The organism is Ensifer sp. VA4 (assembly GCF_055710065.1).
This window is the reverse complement of sequence record NZ_JBVQPO010000012.1, coordinates 53955-75072: the sequence shown is the minus strand read 5'-3', so window position 1 is coordinate 75072 and position 21118 is coordinate 53955. Positions and strand designations below refer to the sequence as shown.

General features: G+C 63.6%; 18 protein-coding genes. 7 read left to right on the top strand and 11 right to left on the bottom strand.

Translation table 11 applies throughout. The features are described from left to right. From AC0C6X_RS21260 to AC0C6X_RS21250, 3 genes are all read right to left on the bottom strand, one after another. A complete protein-coding gene (locus AC0C6X_RS21260; protein ID WP_247958397.1) occupies positions 1-1020 on the bottom strand; it encodes an ArsR/SmtB family transcription factor in 1020 nt (339 codons plus the stop codon). A 225-nt stretch (positions 1021-1245) separates the two neighbouring features. Continuing rightward, positions 1246-2895: an energy-dependent translational throttle protein EttA gene (ettA, locus tag AC0C6X_RS21255; RefSeq protein WP_173517217.1), complete on the bottom strand. Its 1650-nt coding sequence runs from the start codon at positions 2893-2895 to the stop codon at positions 1246-1248. Positions 2896-3057: 162 nt separating this feature from the next. Next, positions 3058-3840 carry a ribonuclease T2 gene (locus tag AC0C6X_RS21250; protein WP_246304316.1) on the bottom strand — a complete coding sequence of 261 codons (783 nt, stop codon included), beginning with the start codon at positions 3838-3840 and terminating at the stop codon, positions 3058-3060. Between the two features lie 185 nt (positions 3841-4025). Between AC0C6X_RS21250 and AC0C6X_RS21245 the strand changes: the two genes are divergently transcribed. Genes AC0C6X_RS21245 through AC0C6X_RS21235 form a run of 3 tightly spaced genes read left to right on the top strand, consistent with a single transcriptional unit; the run spans position 4026 to position 7603 of the window. Further along, positions 4026-4961, top strand: a complete 936-nt coding sequence (locus AC0C6X_RS21245; protein WP_173517218.1) for an alpha/beta fold hydrolase — start codon at positions 4026-4028, stop codon at positions 4959-4961. Between the two features lie 11 nt (positions 4962-4972). Further along, a complete protein-coding gene (locus AC0C6X_RS21240; protein ID WP_173517219.1) occupies positions 4973-5926 on the top strand; it encodes a DMT family transporter in 954 nt (317 codons plus the stop codon). A 30-nt stretch (positions 5927-5956) separates the two neighbouring features. Next, complete coding sequence (locus AC0C6X_RS21235) at positions 5957-7603, top strand: thiamine pyrophosphate-binding protein (protein WP_472954984.1); 1647 nt, start codon at positions 5957-5959, stop codon at positions 7601-7603. On the opposite strand, the gene AC0C6X_RS21230 is transcribed toward AC0C6X_RS21235, so the two are convergent. The 3 genes from AC0C6X_RS21230 to AC0C6X_RS21220 form a co-directional block, all read right to left on the bottom strand. After that, the gene (locus AC0C6X_RS21230; protein WP_472954982.1) at positions 7600-8439 is read right to left on the bottom strand and encodes an endo alpha-1,4 polygalactosaminidase; all 840 of its coding nucleotides are present in this window, start codon (positions 8437-8439) and stop codon (positions 7600-7602) included. The two genes, AC0C6X_RS21235 and AC0C6X_RS21230, sit on opposite strands and share 4 nt — an antisense overlap. A gap of 142 nt (positions 8440-8581) precedes the next feature. After that, the gene (locus AC0C6X_RS21225) at positions 8582-8920 is read right to left on the bottom strand and encodes a protein tyrosine phosphatase family protein (protein ID WP_173517222.1); all 339 of its coding nucleotides are present in this window, start codon (positions 8918-8920) and stop codon (positions 8582-8584) included. A gap of 76 nt (positions 8921-8996) precedes the next feature. Then, complete coding sequence (locus AC0C6X_RS21220) at positions 8997-9842, bottom strand: DUF4432 family protein (RefSeq protein WP_472954978.1); 846 nt, start codon at positions 9840-9842, stop codon at positions 8997-8999. 164 nt (positions 9843-10006) lie between these two features. On the opposite strand from AC0C6X_RS21220, the gene AC0C6X_RS21215 reads away from it, so the two are divergent. The 4 genes from AC0C6X_RS21215 (at position 10007) to AC0C6X_RS21200 (ending at position 14447) form a co-directional block, all read left to right on the top strand. Beyond that, on the top strand, positions 10007-11434 hold the full coding sequence (locus AC0C6X_RS21215) for a L,D-transpeptidase family protein (RefSeq protein ID WP_472954976.1): 1428 nt from the start codon (positions 10007-10009) through the stop codon (positions 11432-11434). Positions 11435-11923: 489 nt separating this feature from the next. Further along, positions 11924-13213 carry an NAD(P)/FAD-dependent oxidoreductase gene (locus tag AC0C6X_RS21210; RefSeq protein WP_472954974.1) on the top strand — a complete coding sequence of 430 codons (1290 nt, stop codon included), beginning with the start codon at positions 11924-11926 and terminating at the stop codon, positions 13211-13213. 90 nt (positions 13214-13303) lie between these two features. Continuing rightward, positions 13304-13693 (top strand): cupin domain-containing protein, encoded by a 390-nt coding sequence (locus AC0C6X_RS21205; protein ID WP_312033030.1) that lies wholly within the window; start codon positions 13304-13306, stop codon positions 13691-13693. A gap of 223 nt (positions 13694-13916) precedes the next feature. Further along, the gene (locus tag AC0C6X_RS21200; RefSeq protein ID WP_472954972.1) at positions 13917-14447 is read left to right on the top strand and encodes a dihydrofolate reductase family protein; all 531 of its coding nucleotides are present in this window, start codon (positions 13917-13919) and stop codon (positions 14445-14447) included. A gap of 192 nt (positions 14448-14639) precedes the next feature. Here AC0C6X_RS21200 and AC0C6X_RS21195 read toward each other — a convergent pair whose 3' ends face one another. The 5 genes from AC0C6X_RS21195 to AC0C6X_RS21175 form a co-directional block, all read right to left on the bottom strand. After that, the gene (locus AC0C6X_RS21195; protein ID WP_472954969.1) at positions 14640-16160 is read right to left on the bottom strand and encodes a methyl-accepting chemotaxis protein; all 1521 of its coding nucleotides are present in this window, start codon (positions 16158-16160) and stop codon (positions 14640-14642) included. 411 nt (positions 16161-16571) lie between these two features. Next, a complete protein-coding gene (locus AC0C6X_RS21190) occupies positions 16572-17291 on the bottom strand; it encodes a ParA family protein (protein ID WP_472954967.1) in 720 nt (239 codons plus the stop codon). 184 nt (positions 17292-17475) lie between these two features. Continuing rightward, on the bottom strand, positions 17476-18222 hold the full coding sequence (locus AC0C6X_RS21185; protein ID WP_472954964.1) for an AAA family ATPase: 747 nt from the start codon (positions 18220-18222) through the stop codon (positions 17476-17478). A gap of 339 nt (positions 18223-18561) precedes the next feature. Beyond that, entirely contained in the window at positions 18562-19707 is a 1146-nt protein-coding gene (locus tag AC0C6X_RS21180) for an iron-containing alcohol dehydrogenase (protein WP_247958405.1), read from the bottom strand. Then, complete coding sequence (locus AC0C6X_RS21175; RefSeq protein WP_472954962.1) at positions 19704-21089, bottom strand: aldehyde dehydrogenase family protein; 1386 nt, start codon at positions 21087-21089, stop codon at positions 19704-19706. Before AC0C6X_RS21175 ends, AC0C6X_RS21180 begins: the two co-directional genes overlap by 4 nt. Positions 21090-21118: the final 29 nt, after the last annotated feature.

Sequence of the window (21118 nt, the reverse complement as noted above, 5' to 3'; positions counted from 1 at the left end):
TCAAACTCCCCCTGCATGAACGCGCGGCCGCGGCGTTTCATTCTCATTCACGGCCCGCCGATCGCGTGCCAGCCAGATCGTCACCGTCAGCTTTTCCTCCTCCGCCGCTTCCGGCGAAAGATCCGTGGTCTTTTCGAGCACCAGGCCGGCCTTGGCGAGCCAATCGGCGATCACCTGGTGCGAGAAGCCAAGGCGCGCATGCGCATGCTCGTCGCGCAGATGCTCGAGCCCGTGCGGCGCAAAGTCGATGATGACGAGGCGACCGCCCGGCATCAGCATGCGCGCGGCTTCCGCGATCGCCGCCTCCGGCTCGTCGAGGAAATGCAGCACCTGGTGAATGGTGACGAGATCGAAGGCGTGGCCATCGAGTGGCAGGTTGAAGATGTCGCCGTGCCGGATCGACGCCTTGGTGATGCCGGCGCGGTCGAGATTGGAGCGCGCCACGGCGAGCATGTCGCGGCTGGCATCGACGCCGACGCCGCGGCGATAGAGCCCTTCGAAGAGCTGCAGGATGCGTCCGGTGCCGGTACCAAGGTCGAGCAGGCTTTCGACCGGCTCGTCGCCGACCATCTCACGCAGCTTCGCTTCGACGTCGCGCTCGCTGACATGCAGGCGGCGAAGCTCGTCCCAGCCGGCGGCATTGCGGCTGAAATAGGCCTGGGCCTTCTCGGCCCTCGCCTTCTTGAGCGTCGCCAGCCGCGCCGCGTCGCGCGAAAGCACCGCGTCGTCAGCGGACGCCGACGCCAGCATCGCCCGCACCAGTGCGACGCGGGCGCCATCCTGCCTGAGGCGGAAATAGGCCCAGGCGCCTTCCTGATAACGATCGACGAGTTCGACCTCGGCAAGCAGCTTCAGGTGCCGCGAAATGCGCGGCTGCGACTGTCCGAGAATTTCGGTAAGATCGGTGACGGTGAGATCGCCGGCGGCGAGCAAAGCGACGAGACGCATGCGGGTCGGCTCTCCCGCCGCCTTCAACACGTCTACCAGCGCATCCAGACCCAGCTCTTTCTGAACAGCCATCGCGATCCCCATCAACACATAAAGATATGTTTATGTGATTTGCGAGATCGGCGCAAGCGGATTTGCGTGGAAAGGCCAAACAATGGCGTCGGTGGGACAGGCCTTGCAAAGGAAAACGGGCGGAGCCTGCGCTACGCCCGTTTCCATGACAATGGACTTCCAATACCCGTATTCGCGGCCGCAAAGGCATCGGGCGCCGCAAACAGGGCGGCGCCTTGGCTTTGATCAGCGCGTCAGGCGCTTGTAGGTGACGCGCTTCGGGTTGACCGAGTCCGGGCCGAGGCGGCGGATCTTGTCCTTCTCGTAGTCTTCGAAGTTGCCTTCGAACCACTCGACATGGCTGTCGCCTTCAAAGGCGAGGATGTGCGTCGCCAGGCGGTCGAGGAACATGCGGTCGTGGCTGATGATGACCGCGCAGCCGGCGAAGTTTTCCAGTGCGTCTTCAAGCGCTGCCAGCGTTTCGGTGTCGAGGTCGTTGGTCGGTTCGTCGAGCAGGATGACGTTGCCGCCGGACTTCAGCATCTTGGCGAGGTGAACGCGGTTGCGCTGACCGCCGGACAGCGTGCCGACCTTCTGCTGCTGATCGCCGCCCTTGAAGTTGAAGGACGAGCAATAGGCGCGCGAGTTGACCTCGTGCTTGCCGAGCTTGATGATGTCGTTGCCGCCGGAGATTTCCTCCCAGACGGTCTTGTTGCCGTCGAGCGAGTCGCGGCTCTGGTCGACATAGCCGAGCTGCACGCTGTCGCCGATGCGGAACGAACCCTCGTTCGGCTCTTCCTGGCCGGTGATCATGCGGAACAGCGTCGACTTGCCGGCGCCGTTCGGGCCGATGACGCCGACGATGCCGCCCGGCGGCAGCTTGAAGGAGAGGCCTTCGATCAACAGCTGATCGTCATAACCCTTGGAAATGTTGTCGGCCTCGATGACCACCTGGCCGAGGCGCTCGCCGACCGGAATGATGATCTGGGCATCGCCCGGGCGGCGGTCCGCGGCTGCCTTGACCAGTTCGTCATAGGCACGGATACGGGCCTTGGACTTCGCCTGGCGCGCCTTCGGGCTCGATGCGATCCACTCCTGCTCGCGGCTGATCGCCTTCTGGCGGGTGGCCTCCTCGCGGCCTTCCTGGGCCATGCGCTTGGCCTTGGCCTGTAGATAGGCCGAGTAGTTGCCCTCATAGGGAATGCCGCGGCCGCGGTCGAGCTCGAGGATCCAGCCCGTGACGTTGTCGAGGAAGTAACGGTCGTGGGTGATCATCAGCACGGCGCCCGGATATTCGCGCAGGTGCTTTTCGAGCCAGGCGATCGTCTCGGCGTCGAGGTGGTTGGTCGGTTCGTCGAGCAGCAGCAGGTCGGGCTGCGAGAGCAGGAGCCTGCAGAGCGCGACGCGGCGCTTTTCACCACCGGACAGATTGGTGACTTCCGCGTCACCCGGGGGGCAACGCAGCGCCTCCATGGCCATTTCCACCTGGCTTTCGAGGTCCCAGAGGTTCTGGCTGTCGATGATGTCCTGGAGCTTGGCGCCCTCTTCCGCCGTCTCGTCGGAATAGTTCATCATCAGTTCGTTGTAGCGGTCGACGATCGCCTTCTTCTTGGCAACGCCTTCCATGGCGTTTTCGAGCACCGTCTTCGTCGGATCGAGCTGCGGCTCCTGCGGCAGGTAGCCGACGGTGGCGCCTTCGGCGACCCAGGCTTCGCCCGTATATTCCGTGTCGAGCCCGGCCATGATCCTGAGCACCGTCGACTTACCGGCGCCGTTCGGGCCGAGGATACCGATCTTCGCGTCCGGGTAGAACGACAGATGGATGTTCTCCAGGACCTTCTTCGCGCCGTAGGACTTATTAAGTCCGGCCATATGATAGATGAACTGACGTGCCATAAGGAAATGCTCCGCAGGGAAAGGAAATTTGCCCGCTATGTAGGCGAATTATAGGAAGGGGGCAATGATCAAAGGCATTCGCGCCGGCTTGTCCCCTTAACCTATCCCATGCGGCCGTTCTGCCCCGGCAGCGCTCTTGCCGCCGGAGCCCTTGCGGGCGGGTCAGCTTCGCCCGGCCGTATCGGCAATGCCCTTGGCGCATTTGAATTCGGTCGGCCCGGCCGCCTGGATCAGCGGGCCGAGGCTCGATGCCTTCAAGACGTCGCCGGTCAGCCCGACCGTCAGCCCGGTGATGATGCTGCGTCCCTGAACCGTCTGGCAGCGCATGCGCACCCGATCGCCGGCGCCGGCGCCAAAACTCTGGTCGAAGGCCTGCTTGATCGTCGCCTCATCGAGCTCGGAACCGATGCGCTGGCGAAACAGCGCGCCAACCGCCGAGCGGTTGAGCTCCTCCAGCATGCGCAGCTGCGCCGAGAAATAATCGTCGACCGAGCCGCTCTGGCAGGTGCCGCTCCTCAGCCACTGGTGCCGGTCGAGCCCGGATTGCACGCCGGGCATGGCGATGAGCAGCCGCGCCGCCGTGTCGTCGGCCATGGCAAGCTTCGGCAGATCGAGCCAGTTGCCCTTGCGATCCTTCGTGCGCACGTCAGCCGCTACCCCGCAATAGCTCTTGCGCAGCGGCCAAAGGCCATGCAGCGAGAGATTAGTGGCGTCGAAACGCTCTGTCGTCTGGCTTTCGCATTCCTTGCGCTGCGGCCGGGTTTCGCAGAAGCCGGGCTGCCAGCTCACCGCCAGCACATATTCCGTGCGCGAACCCGCGCCTTCGGGCGCCCCCTGATCCGACATTTCCTCGCCGGCGGCAAAGGCAGCCGGCGCAAGAAGCAGTGCCAATGCCGCCAGCAGTCCTGCCATCGGACCCGATATCGCCTTGCAGAAACTCATCATGATATCCTCCTACGGAAACAAACCGGGAACGAATATCGCTCAAAACGGGAAAGTTTCAACTCATAATTACGATGAATGCACATTCTCTTGTGACCTCATGCGCAACGAGCAACAAGCGGCGATTGCCTTTGCCTTGCAAATCGATTTGATATCGAAATGGTCTGTCGTTGTTGCCGGGGGAAATCGTGTTCGGGCAGGTGAAGACACATCAGAGCCCGACAGGTGCCACCTTGAGCTGGCGCCATTTCCCGGCGACCGGCGATGCCCGCGGCATCCTTCTCGTCAGCCACGGCCTTGCAGAACATTCCGGCCGCTACGCCCGCTTCGCCGAAGCCATGGCCGCGCACGGCTTCCATGTCTATGCCCATGACCATCGCGGTCACGGCGGAACGCGGGCGCCGGACGCTCCGCTCGGCATGTTCTCGAACCGCGAGGGTCTCGACAAGGTGTTCGCCGACATCCGGGCCGTGCGGGCACTGGCGACCGCGGCACATCCGGATCTGCCGGTCATCCTTTTCGGCCATTCCATGGGCGGGCTGATCGCGCTCAACGCCGCCGAGACCGACCCCGGCCTCTATGACGCGCTCGCCGTCTGGAACTCCAATTTCCGTCCCGGCCTTGCCGGCCGCGGCGGCCAGATGATCCTCAAGATCGAGAAGGCGCTGAAGGGGTCCGACGTGCCGAGCCCGCTTCTGACCAAGCTCACCTTTGGCATGTGGGGCGGCGCCATCAAGGATCGCAAGACCGATCTCGACTGGCTGTCGCGCGACGATGCCGAGGTCGCGAAATACGTAGCCGATCCGCTTTGCGGCTTCGATGCGACCGTTTCGCTCTGGCTCGACCTCTTTCGCCTGTCCTTCGGCGGCGCCCGGCCCGACCGTCTGGCACGCCTCCGCAAGGACCTGCCCATCCACCTCGTCGGCGGCAGCGCCGACCCGTCCACGGAGATGGGCAACGCCGTGCGCTGGCTCGGCACCAGGATGAAAGCGGCAGGCCTGAGCAACGTCACCGTCACCATCTATGATGGCATGCGCCACGAGACCCTGAACGAACTCGGCCGGGAACAGGCGACCGCGGACTTTGCCGCCTGGTGCTTGGGCGTCGTCGCAGGCAAGCGCTGACCGGAAATCCCATGACCGACATATCCCTTCCCAAAATCGCGGCGGACCACAATCGCATCTCCTACGGGCTGACGCTGATGGTGATCTCGGTGCTGTTGTCGCCGCTGATCGATATTTTCGCGAAGCTGGCGATCACCACCGTTCCCTCGGCCGAAATTACCGCCGTCCGCTTCCTGCTGCAGGTCGTCTTCATCCTGCCGATCGTGCTCGTCCGCGGCAGCCTCTTCGATCTCACCTGGCGCAAGACCGGGCTCCATGCGCTGCGCGGCGGTCTCCTGGTCGTCACCATGCTCTCCTTCATCACCACGCTGAAGGTGATGGAGGTCGCCGACGCGATTGCGATCTTCTTCGTCGAACCAATCATCCTGACGATCCTCGGCAGCGTCTTCCTGAAGGAAACGATCGGCTGGCGGCGCTATACCGCCTGCGGCGTCGGCTTCTTCGGCGCGCTGCTCGTCATCCAGCCGAGCATGCAGGAGGTCGGGCCGATCGCGCTTTTGCCTGTCGTCGCGGCCTTCGCCCTCGCCGTGTTCCTGCTCGTCACCCGCATGGTGGCGCAGAACGAGGACCCCTGGTCGATGCAGTTTCATGCCGGCATATGGGGCGGCCTCCTCTGCCTCGTGCTCCTCTATTTCGGCGAAGGCACCGGCTCCGGCATCTTCGATCCGGTCTGGCCGGAAGGCTACACCTGGGCCTACCTGCTCGGCGTCGGCGTCACCGCCACCATCTCGGGCGTGCTCGGCGTCTACGCCTATCGTGCCGCCCCCGCTTCGGTGCTGGCGCCGCTGCAATATCTGGAGATCGTCTCGGCCACGATTTTTGGCTGGCTCGTCTTCGGTGATCTGCCCGACGCGCTGAAATGGCTCGGCATCGCCATCATCATCGGTTCCGGCCTCTACATCATCTGGCGCGAACGCCGCGTGCACAAGGACACGAGCGTCGCTGCGGTGTCGCCGGCCATCTGACAACAAAGAAAGTCCATCGGGAGGAAGATCATGAAAACTGGAGGACAGCTCGTCGTCGACGCCCTCGTCGCCAATGGCGTCAAGCGCATCGCCTGCGTGCCGGGGGAAAGCTACCTGGCGGTGCTGGATGCGCTCTACGACACCGACATCGACGTGCTCGTCTGCCGCCAGGAAGGCGGCGCCGCGATGATGGCGGATGCCTGGGGCCGGCTGACGGGCGAGCCCGGCATATGCATGGTGACCCGCGGCCCCGGCGCGACCAACGCGTCCGCCGGCCTGCATGTCGCAAGGCAGGATTCGATCCCGATGATCCTCTTCATCGGCCAGGTGCAGAGCGAAGCGCGCGAGCGCGAGGCCTTCCAGGAGATCGAGTATCGCCGCGCCTTCACCGAGGTCGCCAAGTGGGTGGGCGAGATCGACGATCCCGCCCGCATTCCCGAATTCGTCACCCGCGCCTTCGCCGTCGCCACCTCCGGCCGTCCCGGCCCGGTCGTGCTAACCCTGCCGGAGGACATGCTGACCCGCAGCGCCGAGGCGCCGGCCGCCAAGGCCTACCAGCCGGTCGAGGGCCATCCGGGCCCGGCGCAGGTAAAACGGCTCGGCGAGATGCTCAGCACGGCCAAGCGGCCGATCGCCATCCTCGGCGGCACCCGCTGGACGGAGACAAGCGTTGCGGAATTCCAGCGCTTCGCCGAGCGGTGGAAACTGCCCGTCGGCTGCTCCTTCCGCCGCCAGATGCTCTTCGACCATCTGCATCCGATGTATGCCGGCGATGTCGGCATCGGCATCAACCCGGCGCTCGCCAAGGAGATCAAGGAAGCGGATCTGGTGCTGCTTCTCGGCGGCCGCTTCTCGGAAATGCCCTCCTCCGGCTACACGCTGATGGACAGCCCCTATCCGCGCCAGATGCTGGTGCATGTGCATCCGGACACATCCGAGCTCGGCCGCGTCTACCGGCCGGAACTGGCGATCGCCGCAAGCCCGCGCGACTTCGTCTCCGCCCTCGACGGCCTTGCCCCCGCAGGCGAACCCGCCTGGGCCGCCCGCACGGAAGCCATGCACGCCGCCTATCTCAAATGGTCGACCCCGCCGGAAACCGGACCGGGCGCGGTGCAGATGGGCCCGATCATGAACTGGATCGAGGCGAACGTGCCCGAAGATGCGATCTTCACCAACGGCGCCGGCAACTATGCCACCTGGGTGCATCGCTTCCACCGCTTCCGCCGCTATGCGACGCAGGCAGCGCCCGCCTCCGGCTCGATGGGCTACGGCCTGCCGGCCGCGGTCGCCGCCAAGCAGCTCCATCCGGATCGCGAGGTCATCTGCTTTGCCGGCGACGGCTGTTTCCTGATGCATGGGCAGGAGTTCGCCACCGCCGTTCGCTACCGCCTGCCTGTTATCACCGTCGTCGTCAACAACGGCATCTACGGCACGATCCGCATGCACCAGGAGCGTGAGTATCCCGGCCGCGTCAGCGCCACCGACCTCACCAATCCGGATTTCGCGGCGCTCGCCCGCGCCTATGGCGGCCACGGCGAAACGGTCGAGAAGACGGAAGAGTTTGCCGACGCGTTCCTCAGGGCGCGCGCCAGTGGCAAGCCGTCGATCATCGAGATCAAGCTCGACCCCGAAGCGATCACGCCGACGCGCACGCTGACGGATATCCGCAACGGCTAATCGGAAGCCGCTCCAGCTCCATAAACGTTACAAGCCTTGTAGACGTATCCCGATGCGTCTGCTGGAACGACATCCCTGTCGCGATAGATGACCGAAATCGTGCTGCCCCGCGCCCGGCACGCAGCGTTGAAGAAACTCACCGGGTCGGCCGCATTGCCGTTGGAATCCTTATCGTTGTCATCGTACTCGATCTCATAGACCTGATTGCCATAGGTCTTGGTGTAGACATGGCATTCAGACCACACTTGGCATTCCTCGACGATCGCGAAATCGAAACCGATTTGCGAAGCGCCGATCCCTGCCAATTCGGCGGCATTCTTCTGGGCGATCGCAAGATCGGCTTTGTGGGCCCGTTGGACAAGCAACTCAGCGAACGCAACGTTTGCGGCCCGGGTGAGCCCCCCCTTCGAGCGCATCCAGGAGTCGAGGTTGTCGGGCTCTATTGCCTTGAACCCGTCCGAAGCGCATTTGTCGATCCACGGCCCAACGACGTCCATGAGAGCCGCGCGCTTCGCACTCGTGGATGTGTCCAGGATGTGTTCGTCCGGCCAATTCGGGTCGACCACATACTGCCCATCCTTCTTGACCAAGAGATCGGGATGGTTCTTGCGCCACCACCCGGCATCGCCAGGTTGGGACTGGAAGGCATTGACATAGCAGATGTTATATTTGCCCGCCGCGGGCTTTTCCAAACGGTCGCGAATGACGATAGCCACATCGGCCACTGGTGGGTAGGCGCCGCCAAGTTGATAGTCGAGCCGCCCGTTCGCCGGCGGCTTGCTGAACGTTCGGGCTGGCGCGCTGTATCCGATGGCCGCGCTCACGATCGGCGCCATGAGCAGCAACGCTCCAAAGCAAGCAAAATTGCCGTACCGCAGACCTGGCATCAGTCTTCCAGCCACTCCGTCGAGAACGCATCGGCCGCATGCAGGTCGAACGATACAGACGAGCGCGCGAGAGCTTGGGTTCGCTCGGGGCTCAGCCGCGGATATGCTGGGTCTGCTGATAGACAGCCGTCGAGCGGGCACCCGAACGGCAATAGCCGAGCATCGGCCGCTGGAACTCGTCGAGTGCATCGACCATGCGCGTCACGGCCTCTGCCGTTACGCCCATCGGGCCGACGGGGATGTGCATGGTTTCGATGCCGAGCTCTTCGGCGCGTGCGGCAATCGAATCGAAAGTCGGCTGATCCGGCGCCTCGAAATCCGGGCGGTGGCAGACGATGGACTTGAAGCCGAGCGCCTTGATCTGGTCGAGATCCTCGACGGTGATCTGGCCGGAGACCGAGTATTCGTCGTTGATCTGGCGGATGTCCATGGTCGTCTTCCTCAGGAAATGTGGTGGTCTCTGATGTAGGCGCAGCACTTCTCGGCGTCAATTCAAAAGCCGCGCCTCAGAGGACAGCAAAGGCGATCGCGTAGCTGCGTGCCTCACCCGGCCGAAGTGGGATCAATTCTCCGGCCGCCGCAAGCTCCGGACGCTTGGCGATGCGGTGCGACACGGGCTCGATGCTGATAACGTCCGCTCCGCCGCGCTGGCAGCGCCACATCTGCAGAAACGGCAGCGTATCGGTCCGGAACCGCACCTGGAGATTTCGCCCGCCGAGCCCGGCGAGACCCGCAAGGGTGGCGTCCGACCAGCCATCGGAACGAACGGCCGCCGGCAGGCAGAAATGAGCGCTCTCGCCATTGCCGAAGCGCCAGGCGCTCTCCCCGCCTTCCAGCGAAGCGCTGACGATACGGGCTTGCGGCCCAAGCAGCCGGCCGGCGATATTGACGTGATACATCATCATCGGCGGAAAGGCGGAGGTTCCGACGTTGACGATGCGATCCTCGAGCACGACTTCGTTCCGCCCGGCGTCGATCCGCCACCGCCGCTCGACCAGCGCTTGTCCGCCATCGGCAAGCGCCACCTCGATCATCGCCGTGCACTCGGCTCCGTCACTTGCCATCTCCGTTCGGCTGACCGCCGTTCCGGCGAGCGACCCATGCAGCGGGTAGCGCGCGCCTTCCACACCACCCTCGATCGCTTCCGGATGGCGGATATGTTCCGGGCCGCAGGTGAAGAGAAATCCGGCGAGCGCCCGGTCGATCCTGATATCGCCATCCGAGGGGATCGCGGCGCCTGGCGACAGGTCGACGCCATCGACGACGAAGGCGGCGATGTCGAGCGCAGACCGACGGTCGAACAGCACATGATTCTCTCGGCCATCCGCAGGTTCTTCAAGCGTTATCAGCATGTCCTCTTCCTCACATCGGCCGCAGAATCACTGCAATCACCAGGAGATGATAGCTGAGGAGAGACACATTTCTTTGGTTGAAGCCGAAGTCTGCTCCGCCTAGATAGAATTTAACCGCTTGTTCATAATGAATTCATTTTTTTCACATTAACGTCGAAATCCAAATGTACCGCGCCACATTCGCTACAAAGAAAACAGGTTCTCACGTGACGTCAGCGACCCGCATCGGCCTCTCGCTTCTCGCCGCAGCCGGCTTTCTCGCCGTGGATTTGGCGGCCGCTTTCGCGCAGGACTATCGCGGCAGGAACCGTTATGGCGACGACGTCATGCTGGTCACGCCCGACGGCGAGATCCTCGACTACGTGCCGCGCGCCGACGAGGTGCAGACCATGCGCGACAGCCGCGGGCGCACGCTCTTGATCGATGGCTGGGGCAACGTGGTCGCGACCGTGGTGCCCAATCGCCGTCGCCAAAGTGACTATGGCGGCTATCGCCGCGAGGGCGACGTCGACATCTATTCGAACCGGCGCTACCGCGACACCGAGCGCGGCTACGGCTATTCCGAGCCTGGCGAAGTCACCGGCTCCATCCCCGACTACCGCGACGTGGTGCCGCCGTCCACCGACGGCAACGAGCTGCCGAACAGCCTGCCGGGCCTGATCGACGGCACCGAAGAGGCTGCGATCGATCCGAACGACACTGAGACCATGCGCCCGTCGATGCCGCCGGCAATGACGGTCAAGAGCAAGTCGCGCGCCGAGATCACCGCATTGCAGGTCTTCCTCGACCGCGAAGGCTTTTCGCCCGGCGTGATCGACGGCAAGATGGGCTCGAACGTCACCAAGGCGATCGAGGCCTGGCAGCAGTCGACCGGCGAGACGCTCGACCCCAACAATACCGAGGACATTCTCGAGCGGCTGCGCATGAACGGCGGCATGCCGATCACCAGCTATACGATCACCGCGGCCGACGCCGCCGGCCCCTATGTCGCCTCGATCCCGGAGGACTACGCCCACAAGGCGATGCTGCCGCATATGTCCTTCACCTCGACCACGGAAATGCTCGGCGAGAAGTTCCACATGGACGAGGCCTATCTGCGCGAGCTGAACCCCGGCGTCGACTTCACCATCCCGGGCACGATCATCAAGGTGATCAATCCGGGTGCGAACAAGACCGGCAAGGTCGCCCGCATCCTCGCCGACAAGGCGCGCAAGCAGGTGCTCGCCTATGACGACGCCGGCAGGCTGATCGCCGCCTATCCGGCAACGATCGGCTCGTCCGACACGCCATCGCCTTCGGGCACCGTCAATGTCGAGCGCATCGCCCTCAATCCGGGCTACACCTACAACCCGAAGATCAACTTCCAGCAGGGCAACAACGACAAGATCCTCACGCTGCAGCCCGGTCCGAACGGGCCGGTCGGCACCGTCTGGATCGCGCTTTCCAAGCCGACCTACGGCATCCACGGCACGCCGGATCCCTCCAAGATCGGCAAGACCCAGAGCCATGGCTGCGTGCGCCTGACCAACTGGGATGCGACCGAACTCGCCAAGATGGTCAGCCCTGGCGTGACCGTCGAGTTCGTGGATTGACGCCTTTGCCTTCGGCTACTGGATGTTTCCTTCAATCGTAGCCGATCGAAGGACAAACATGCAGCAGTTCAATGTGCTGAAGCGAGCTCTGCGCAAGACGGGCGGCGTTGTAGGCCAAGCGGCGCTGCCGAAAGCGTTTTTTGCTCTCTTTCCCCCAATTGGGTGAGTGACTTCGGCAAAACGCCGTAGAAGATGGGATTGCCTGATGGACCATCCACGACAGGCGCGTTTTTAAAGATATATCGCCGAAGCGAGACGAGGTTTCGGCAAAGACTTTTCAGACGTATACATTTACGAGACCGCAGCTGCCGACGACCCAGCTGCGGTTTTTCTCCATCGCCCTACCGCACAGCGCTCCGATGCCGCCAAGGCCCGGCCTTGCCTCATGACTTCATGAAACATTGTCATGAGAATTTTCCCCGCAATCGGCTATCACCGAGAAACCTCGACCCATAGGCCGACATCCGGCCGCACTTGAAGGATTGCCCGATGGCGACGGAGCGTACCCTGCCCAACCTCTGGCATGCGACGGCACCGGCCGCGCCCGACACGAAGCCGCTTGGACGCGATGTGTCGACCGATGTCGCCATCATCGGCGGCGGCTTTACCGGCCTCTCGGCAGCCCTGCACCTCGCCGAGAAGGGCGTGAAGGCCACGGTCGTCGAAGCAAAGATGATCGGCTTCGGCGGCTCTGGCCGCAATGTCGGCCTGGTCAATGCCGGCATGTGGGTGAAGCCCGACGACCTGATCTCGACCCTCGGTCCGGCGGCCGGCAACCGGCTGCTCGCCGAGCTTGGTGACGGCCCGTCGATGGTTTACGCACTGGTCGAAAAGCACGGAATGGCCTGCGAGGCGGTGCGCAACGGCACGCTGCACATGGCGGTCGGCAGCGAAGGTGTCACGGAAATCAAGGATCGCGAAGCGCAATGGCAGAAGCGCGGCGCCCCGGTCGAGGCGCTTTCGGCCGAGCGGGCGCATGCGCTGACCGGCGCCGAGGGTTTTGCCGGCGCCCTGCTCGATCGCCGCGCCGGCACGATCCAGCCGCTCGCCTACGCCCGTGGGCTCGCCCGCGCTGCCCTTGCCGCCGGTGCCGAGATCTACACCGATACGCCGCTCACCGGCGCCGAATGTCAGGGCGACAGCTGGGTGCTGAAGGCCGGCAATGGCGTCGTGCGCGCCAAGCAAGTGATCCTCGCCACCAACGCCTATGGCGGCCTCTTCGCCGAGACGCCGTGGCAGGCGCATACGCAGGAGCTGACGATCCTGCCCTACTTCCAGTTCGCCACCAACCCGCTGCCCGATTCGGTCGCCAGCCGCATCCTGCCGGAACGCCAGGGCGCATGGGACACCGGCCTCGTCATGACCTCGTTCCGCATGGACCAGCAGAACCGGCTGATCTTCGGCTCGATCGGCCGGCTCGACGCCATCGCCGAAGGCACGCATCGTGCGTTTGCCACCCGCTCGGTGCGCAAGCTCTTCCCCTATATCGGCGATTTCCGCTTCGAATACTGGTGGGACGGCCGTATCGGCATGACGACCAACAACCTGCCGGCCATGCACACGCTCGCGCCGAACGTCATCTCCGTCAGCGGCTACAATGGCCGCGGCATTGCGCCTGGCACGGTCTTCGGCCGCGCGCTTGCCAACCACGTCACCGGCGAGACCTCGGCGATCCCGCTCGCCGAAACACCGGTAATCCCGGACACCTGGCGCGGCGTAAAGTCGGCCTTCTACCACGCCGGCGCCCAGGCCAAGCATTTCATCGACCGGCGGTTTTGAACGGGTCTTGGAGGGTTGGGCCGGTCAGCCGGTCCAACACCCGACGACAACCTTTCGCCTTAGCCCAGCGAACGAGATGGAGCCAACCGCATGAAGTGCCTTCGCATTTATGCCGCCGCGGATGGCGAGTCACATTTCGATGAAATCGAGTTGCCAACGACTGAGATATCAGTGCATCCGGATGCCGCTCCATTCGAAATTACGGGTAGCTATCCTGCGTCTCGCGTCCGCATAACCCACATTCCGGCTGGCATGCGCGAGGTTGCTTGGCATACGGTGCCTGAGCCCGTGCTGACGGTCAGACTGAATGGCGCAGTAGAGTACGAGACGAGCGACGGAGAAATCCGCCACGTTCAGGCGGGGAACTTCGTGTTGGTTGAGGACACGCATGGCAGAGGCCATCTGTCGCGCCACTCCCCGGAGGCACAAACCGTCATCTGGATTTCGCTACCAAACGGTCTTGAGATACCCTCGGCATAGCCGTCCTGGCAGGCTGCCAGCATTGCGGGCAACACGACGCCCATGATTATGTCTGGCCCGAGGCCCCATCTCTCGAGATGCGATGCGCTTCACGCAGCCGTGCGGCCACCTCATGCGCATTTCAAAAACCACTTGTGATTTGAGATCAGTCGGCTTAACTTGAACCGATTGCATATCGCAATCAGATCCGCGCGAACGTGCCATTCGAGGGAAGGAAGCGGCCATGGCTAAGCTCGTGTTCGGAATGAACCAGTCGCTCGACGGCTATGTCGACCATATGGCGTTTGCGCCAGGTCCCAAGCTCTTCCGCCACTTCATCGAGGAGGCTGGGCGCCAGGCGGGCAGCCTATATGGCCGCCGTATTTATGAGATCATGCGCTACTGGGACGATGAGCATCCCGAATGGGATGCGGACGAACGGGCCTTTGCGGCGGCGTGGCGCAAGCAGCCGAAATGGGTCGTCTCGCGCTCGTTGACGTCTGTCGGCCCCAATGCCCGGCTCGTCGAGGGTGATCTCGAAGGCGCGATCCGCGCGTTGAAGGCCGAGCGCGACGGTGAGATCGAAGTTGCTGGCCCGGTCCTGGCGCATAGCCTCACGGAACTCGGCCTGATCGATGAATATCGGATCTACCTGCACCCCGTCGTGCTTGGTCACGGCAACCCCTATTTCGCCGGCCCCCGGCCGCGGCTCCGCCTTGTAGGTCATGATCGGATTGACGAGGATGTGGTGAGGCTCACCTACGTTCCTGCCTAAAGCGGATCGCGATCGTTCAGATTCGCTCCTTGCCCTTTAAGCTTTTGATGTTTCGCGTGTCGCTATTGCAAAACCGCTGCTGCGCACTTTTGCGCGACATGCCTTAACCTCGCGCCCCGTCTAGGGTGACAAACAAAAACGCCCCGGGCCGTCACTGACCCGAGGCGTCGTTCGTCATTGCGGAATGCGCCGTCACGCGGCGGCGCGATAACCCGAGCCGGCGCTGACCTGCACCTGCCCCGACGTGCGGAACGCCTTGAGCCGCATGGCGATGTGCTCGGCTTCGCCCGTCAGTGCCTGGCTCGCGGCATTGGCCTGTTCGACCATCGCGGCATTCTGCTGGGTGATCTGGTCCATCTGCGCGATGGCGGTGTTGACCTCCTGCAGGCCGGTTGCCTGCTCGGCCGTGCTGGCGCGGATCGCGCCGAAGACGGAGCTGACTTCCACCACCTGCGCCACGATCTGCTGCAGCGACTGGGCCACGTGGTTGACCGAGTTCACGCCGTCGTCCACCTGGGCGCGCGACTTGGCGATCAGGTCCTGGATGTCCTTGGCCGCTTCGGCACAGCGCTGGGCAAGCGCGCGGACTTCCGATGCAACGACCGCAAAGCCCCTGCCCGCCTCGCCGGCGCGCGCCGCCTCGATGCCGGCGTTCAGCGCCAGGAGATTGGTCTGGAAGGCGATCTCGTCGATGACGTCGACGATCCGGGCGATACTGGCGGAAGACGTCTGGATCTCCTGCATGACCTCGATCGCGTGGCTGACGATCTCGCCGCTCTGCTCGGCATTGGCACGCGCGGCAATGACGGTCGAATTCGCCTGGTCGGCGCCTTCGGCGGTCTGCTTGACGGTGCGCGTCACCTGCTCGACGGCTGCCGCGGTCTCTTCAAGGTTTGCCGCCTGGCGCTCCGTGCGCTTGGCAAGATCGTCGGCGGCCGCCGCGATTTCCTTGGCGCTCGTGTGGATCTGGCTGGCACCGGCCTCGATGCCGCCGATGGCGCGCGAGAGCTCGCCGATCGCGTGGTTGAAGTTTTCGCCGAGCTCCTGATAGGCGGCCGGCAGATCGGCGCCGATGCGCGCGGTCAGGTCGCCCTCGGCGATCTTCTTCAAGGCGGCGCCGAATGTCTTGCTGATCAGCGCGCGCTCGGCCGCCAGAACGTCCTCCTGGACGGCGCGCTGCTTGGTCACATCGGACGCGTCCATATAGACGGAGATCGAAAGGTCCATGTCGAGGAAGACGCCCTTGACGAGGCTCGACAGCATGGCGCCCAGTTCGTCGGCCGAGGTGGCCTGGCGCGAGAACAGGCCACGCTTTGGCCAGTACGCCCTGACGATCTCGGTGATCAGGTGTTCGGCGATCAGCGCATAGCCGCCGATATACCAGCGCGGTTCGAGGCCGATGCGGGCATGCACTTGGCCGATGGTGCGGACCTTGCCGCTGTAGTCTTCGTTGAAATTGGCATCGACGATATTGGCCCAATGGCCGACCTGGGCGCCCTTGGCGCGGTCGATATGCGCGTCGGAGGAAAAGAAACGCTTCGTCTCCGACGTCGCCTTGACCTTGCCGTAGAACTTGTCGAGCGCCGGCTTGAGCTCCTTTTCCAGGATCGGCTTCAGCGCCTTAAGGCGCGTTCTGGCGGCGTCATCGAGCGCCATGAAATTCAGACGACCGGCAATGTCTTGCGTGCCGGCAGCGGCGTGTTCCGTTTTCATGCACGAACTTCCCTGCATGCTCTACTGCATGTTTCCGTCATTCACATTCGAATTAAGGACAAAAGCATGCAGCAGTTCAAAGTGATCAGCGACCTTTGCGCATCCGATAAGACGCGCGGCGCTGTAGCGGCTCATGGCGACAGGATCGGCGGCGCGACGCGTCTCAGATCATGGCCGCAGTCATGGCGGCCGATTGCCCGGTTGCGATGATTGCGGGGGCAAGCTGTATCCTCAGTCATTGTTAGGAGCCCAGGGTAAAGGAAGCCTTACAGGAGACAGCTTTTTCGCGAAGACTGAATAACGATTCAACCGGAACTGACAAACGTCAACTCCGGCTGAGCGGGAACAGTCCCAGCGGTTTTGCGTGCGGAACCGCGTCGTTGTTTTCAGCGGGTATTTCGCCTTGCCTGATCAGGCCGCGCGACGCGAGGCCCAGGATGGAACGCGTGCGGCCCAGGAGCGACGGGTCTTGGCCGGCATCAGCGCCTGCACTTCCTTCGCGAGTGCAAAAGCGTTCTCGCGCGCCTTGTCGAGATTGCTGACGCGGGTCGGATCCATGGACTGCAGCGTGCCGCCGCAATCGAAGATCTCGCGGTAGGCGGCGCGCTCGACGATCGGCGTATCGAGCACCGAGACGCCACGCTCGGCGAGCATCGCCTTGATCGTCTGCAGTGCGCGCGTCGTGACCAGCGAATTGACGCGGGTGAGCACGACCGAATGGTTGATGCGGTGGCCGGACCGGTCTTCGATCTGGCGGATCAGTTCGAGGATCTGCGCGGCACCCTTCGCATCCATTGCGCAGCCCTGTACCGGGATCAGCACGTGGTCGGAAACGGCCAGGGCCAGAGCAACGATCTGGTCTTTCGCGCCCGCGAGATCGATGACGATGTAGTCAGCCTCGTCCTTCATCTCGCGGATATGACATTCGAGCGAGCCGGGCGTGATATGCGAGATGACCGTGAGATTGGCGATGTGGCCGGAAACTTCCGCCCAGCTGGTGATCCAGCGCTGCGGATCGGCATCGAGAACCACGACGCGATGTCCCTGCCTCGCTAGTTCCGTCGACAGGATCAACGCTGCCGTCGTCTTGCCCGCGCCGCCCTTTGCATTGGCGAAAGTGATGACCGCCATGATATTCCTCATTCTATGCGTGTTCCGCGCTGAACCGGACGGCCATGGCCGGTGGTTCGCTTCTTAACGAAACCTTTCAGATCATGGTTAACGAATTGGTAACGCGGGAACGCAAAACCTGACAGTCACCCTGCCGGGAGACGTCGGTGCCTGCGATTTCGACGGAAAAACCGGGGGCCGGCCCTCACGCCGGCAGCACGACCGGCTCGGCTGTCCGCCCCGAGCGGTAGCACATCGACGAGAACGGGCCATGCCGCACCGCCTCCCCCGCCGGATGGAGAAGCGCCAGCACGTCGTCGGCAAATTCGCGCGCATTCGCCTGGGCCTTCGCCAGATTGCTGACCCTGGTCGCGTCGAGCGAATGGAGCGTATCGCCCTGCTCGAAAACTTCGCGGAACGCCGTGCGCTCCACCAGCGGGGTATCGACGAGCCGGATCCGGCTCTCGGCCAACAACAGCTTGACCTTGCGCATGGCACGGGTCGTCACGATCGGGTTGACGCGCGTCAGCAGCACGGCGTGGTTGATGTTGGCGCGCGCGTTGTTCTCGATATAGCGGATCAGTTCGAGCACATGGGTGGCGCCACGCGCGTCCATGATGCAGCCCTGCACCGGGATCAGCGTCAGGTCGGAAAGGCCGATCGCAAGCGCCACGAGCACGTCGGCGGCACCGGAGAGATCGATGACCACATGCTCGGCCCGGCCACGCAACCGCCTGAGATGATCGCTGAGCGTCGTCGTCGTCACGCCCGAGATGATGGAAAGATTGCCGTCATGGCGGCCGTGCCGGAACCAGTCGGTCATGCAGGCGAGTGGATCGCAATCGAGAACCGCGACCCGGTCGCCGCGGCGAGCATATTCGGCGGCAAGCAGCAGGGCCGCCGTCGTCTTGCCAGCTCCCCCCTTCGCATTCGCGAGGGAAATAATCGCCATCGGTCGACCCTACTCGCCACGACCGCGAAACCCGGCGGCCGAATACATACGCACATCCTAATGGAAGCGTTCCAGATGGAGGTAAACGAACGGTAAACGGAGCGCTTCACGGAACCAAATCGTGACAGTTCCGTGACGATTAGGTGACAAATCGCCTGCAATGGCAAGTGGTATTTTTGAGCTATCTAAACTACAGCGCCGCGCGTCTAATCAGACGCGCAAAGGTCGCTGTAGGACTTTGATCTGCTGCATGTCTTTGTCCTTACATCGAGGTCGATTTAAGGAGACATGCAGTAGGAGAAACCGGCGCCTTGGTCCGGAGGCGCCGGGAAGTTTACATCAGATGCACTCGCGGAAGAGTTTCTTTGCGGCGTCGAGCGTCAGCTCGACCGGGTTGCCGCCGGCCGTCGGATCGACGATCGCCATTTCCGACATCTCGTCGATGCGGTCGGTGCCGACGCCGAGAGCCGAGAGCTTGTCCGGAACGCCGAGTTCCTCGCGCAGCTTCAGCACATAGTCGTAGAAACCGTCGAAGCCGCCGGAAATGCCGAGATAGGCGGCAGCGCGGGCTATTCTGTCTTCGATCGCCGGGCGGTTGAAGCGTAAGACCGGCGGCATCACCACCGCGTTGGTCATGCCGTGGTGGGTATTGTAGATCGCGCCGACCGGATGCGACAGCGAGTGGATGGCACCAAGGCCCTTCTGGAAGGCCACCGCGCCCATGGCGGCAGCGCTCATCATGTTGGCGCGAGCCTCGATGTCGGTGCCGTCCTTATAGGCGCGCGGCAGATACTCCTTCACCAGCCGCATGCCTTCGAGCGCGATACCCGCCGACATCGGATGGTAGAAGGGCGAGGAATAGGCTTCCAGGCAATGGGCAAAGGCATCCATGCCGGTGCCGGCGGTGATCACCTTCGGCATGCCGACCGTCAGTTCCGGGTCGCAGATCGTGACAGTCGGCAGGAACTTCGGATGGAAGATCACCTTCTTCACGTGGCTTGCGGAATTGGTGATGACGCTGGCGCGGCCGACCTCCGAGCCGGTGCCGGCCGTCGTCGGAACGGCGACGATCGGCGCGATGCCTTCGACGCTCGCGCGTGTCCACCAGTCGCCAATGTCCTCGAAGTCCCAGACCGGGCGCGTCTGCCCGGCCATGAAGGCCACGCATTTGCCGAGGTCGAGGCCCGAGCCGCCGCCGAAGGCGACGACGCCGTCATGGCCGCCGTCCTTGAACGCCTTCACCCCGGCTTCGAGGTTGACGTCGTTCGGGTTCGGATCGACCTCGGCGAAGATCGCGCGGCCGAGGCCGGCGGCGTCGAGGATGTCGAGCGCGTTCTGGGTGATCGCCATCGGCGCCAGGCCCCGGTCGGTGATCAGCAGCGGTTTCTTCATGCCGACCGCCTTGCAATGGTCGGCAAGCTCCTTGATCCGGCCGGCACCAAACTTGATGGCGGTCGGGTAGCTCCAGTTGGCGGTGATGGTCATGCGGTGACTTTCTTCAGATGGTAGGATTTCGGGCGGGTGAGGTTCTGGAAGCCGATGACCGAGAGCGAGCCGCCGCGGCCGGTTTCCTTGACGCCGGTCCAGCAGAGCGCCGGGTCGAGGTAGTCGGCGCGGTTCATGAAGACCGTGCCGGTCTCGATATCGGCGCCGATACGCGCCGCGCGTTCGGCATCCTTGGTCCAGAGCGAGGCCGTCAGGCCATATTGCGAATCGTTCATCAGCTCGATCGCCTGGCTGTCGCTCTTGACCTTCATGATGCCGACGGCCGGCCCGAAGGTCTCCTCGCGCATGAAGGCCATGGAGTGATCGACGTCGACGAGGATCTGCGGCGCGAGATAGGCGCCGCCATCATCCTCAGGGAAGAGCTTCGGATCGATCAGGGCCTTGGCGCCCTTGGAGACGGCATCGGCGATCTGCTCGCGCACGGTCGCGGCAAAGCGCTTGTTGGCCATCGGCCCGAGCGTCGTTTCCGGATCGAGCGGGTTGCCGAGCTTGTAGTTGGAAACCCAGGCGACCGACTTCTCGACGAAGGCGTCATAGAGCGATTCATGCACATAGATGCGCTCGATGCCGCAGCAGCACTGGCCGGAATTGTAAGTGGCGCCATCCATCAACGTGTCCACGGCAGCGTCGAGGTCCGCGTCCTCCATGACATAGCCCGGATCCTTGCCACCAAGCTCCAAGCCAAGACCGGTGAAGGTGCCGGCGGCCGCGCGCTCGATCGACCGGCCGCCTTCGACCGAACCGGTGAAGTTGACGAAGTCGAAGCTCTTGGCGGCGATCAGCGCCGCCGTCGTTTCATGGTCGAGGAAGATGTTCTGGAAGACGTCGGCGGGAACGCCGGCTTCGACGAAAGCACGGACCATGCGCTCGCCGACGAGGATCGTCTGGCTCGCATGCTTGATGATGACGGTATTGCCGGCCATCAGCGCCGGCGCGACCGTGTTGATCGCCGTCATGTAGGGATAGTTCCAGGGCGCGATGACGAAGACGACGCCGTGCGGCTCGCGGGCGATGCGGCGCTCGAAGCGATCACTCTCTTCGATCACCAGCGGCTTCAGTGCATCGGCGGCAATCGCCGCGACATAGTTCGAGCGCTCGTTGAATCCCTTGAACTCGCCGCCGTAGCGCACCGGCCGGCCCATCTGCCAGGCAAGCTCCGGCACCACTTCGTCGACCATCCCGTTCAGCCGGGCGACACCTGCCAGCACCAGGTTGACGCGCTCGTCGAGCGGCCGGCGCGCCCAGGCCTTCTGCGCCTGGCGGGCGCGAGAGACCACCTGCTTTGCCATGTCCAGCGGCATCGCCGGGCGTTCTGCATAGACCTCGCCGTTCACGGGCGAAATGCACTTGATCATGCTCATGATCGTCTTCCTGCTTTCATTGCGAATGA

Excerpts from the sequence above, each read along its gene's own strand:
- AC0C6X_RS21260 (WP_247958397.1), bottom strand. The coding sequence starts at position 1,020 with ATGGCTGTTCAGAAAGAGCTGGGTCTGGATGCGCTGGTAGACGTGTTG.
- ettA (WP_173517217.1), bottom strand. The coding sequence starts at position 2,895 with ATGGCACGTCAGTTCATCTATCATATGGCCGGACTTAATAAGTCCTAC.
- AC0C6X_RS21250 (WP_246304316.1), bottom strand. The coding sequence starts at position 3,840 with ATGATGAGTTTCTGCAAGGCGATATCGGGTCCGATGGCAGGACTGCTG.
- AC0C6X_RS21240 (WP_173517219.1), top strand. The coding sequence starts at position 4,973 with ATGACCGACATATCCCTTCCCAAAATCGCGGCGGACCACAATCGCATC.
- AC0C6X_RS21235 (WP_472954984.1), top strand. The coding sequence starts at position 5,957 with ATGAAAACTGGAGGACAGCTCGTCGTCGACGCCCTCGTCGCCAATGGC.
- AC0C6X_RS21230 (WP_472954982.1), bottom strand. The coding sequence starts at position 8,439 with ATGGCGCCGATCGTGAGCGCGGCCATCGGATACAGCGCGCCAGCCCGA.
- AC0C6X_RS21225 (WP_173517222.1), bottom strand. The coding sequence starts at position 8,920 with ATGGACATCCGCCAGATCAACGACGAATACTCGGTCTCCGGCCAGATC.
- AC0C6X_RS21220 (WP_472954978.1), bottom strand. The coding sequence starts at position 9,842 with ATGCTGATAACGCTTGAAGAACCTGCGGATGGCCGAGAGAATCATGTG.
- AC0C6X_RS21215 (WP_472954976.1), top strand. The coding sequence starts at position 10,007 with ATGTACCGCGCCACATTCGCTACAAAGAAAACAGGTTCTCACGTGACG.
- AC0C6X_RS21210 (WP_472954974.1), top strand. The coding sequence starts at position 11,924 with ATGGCGACGGAGCGTACCCTGCCCAACCTCTGGCATGCGACGGCACCG.
- AC0C6X_RS21205 (WP_312033030.1), top strand. The coding sequence starts at position 13,304 with ATGAAGTGCCTTCGCATTTATGCCGCCGCGGATGGCGAGTCACATTTC.
- AC0C6X_RS21200 (WP_472954972.1), top strand. The coding sequence starts at position 13,917 with ATGGCTAAGCTCGTGTTCGGAATGAACCAGTCGCTCGACGGCTATGTC.
- AC0C6X_RS21195 (WP_472954969.1), bottom strand. The coding sequence starts at position 16,160 with ATGAAAACGGAACACGCCGCTGCCGGCACGCAAGACATTGCCGGTCGT.
- AC0C6X_RS21190 (WP_472954967.1), bottom strand. The coding sequence starts at position 17,291 with ATGGCGGTCATCACTTTCGCCAATGCAAAGGGCGGCGCGGGCAAGACG.
- AC0C6X_RS21185 (WP_472954964.1), bottom strand. The coding sequence starts at position 18,222 with ATGGCGATTATTTCCCTCGCGAATGCGAAGGGGGGAGCTGGCAAGACG.
- AC0C6X_RS21180 (WP_247958405.1), bottom strand. The coding sequence starts at position 19,707 with ATGACCATCACCGCCAACTGGAGCTACCCGACCGCCATCAAGTTTGGT.
- AC0C6X_RS21175 (WP_472954962.1), bottom strand. The coding sequence starts at position 21,089 with ATGAGCATGATCAAGTGCATTTCGCCCGTGAACGGCGAGGTCTATGCA.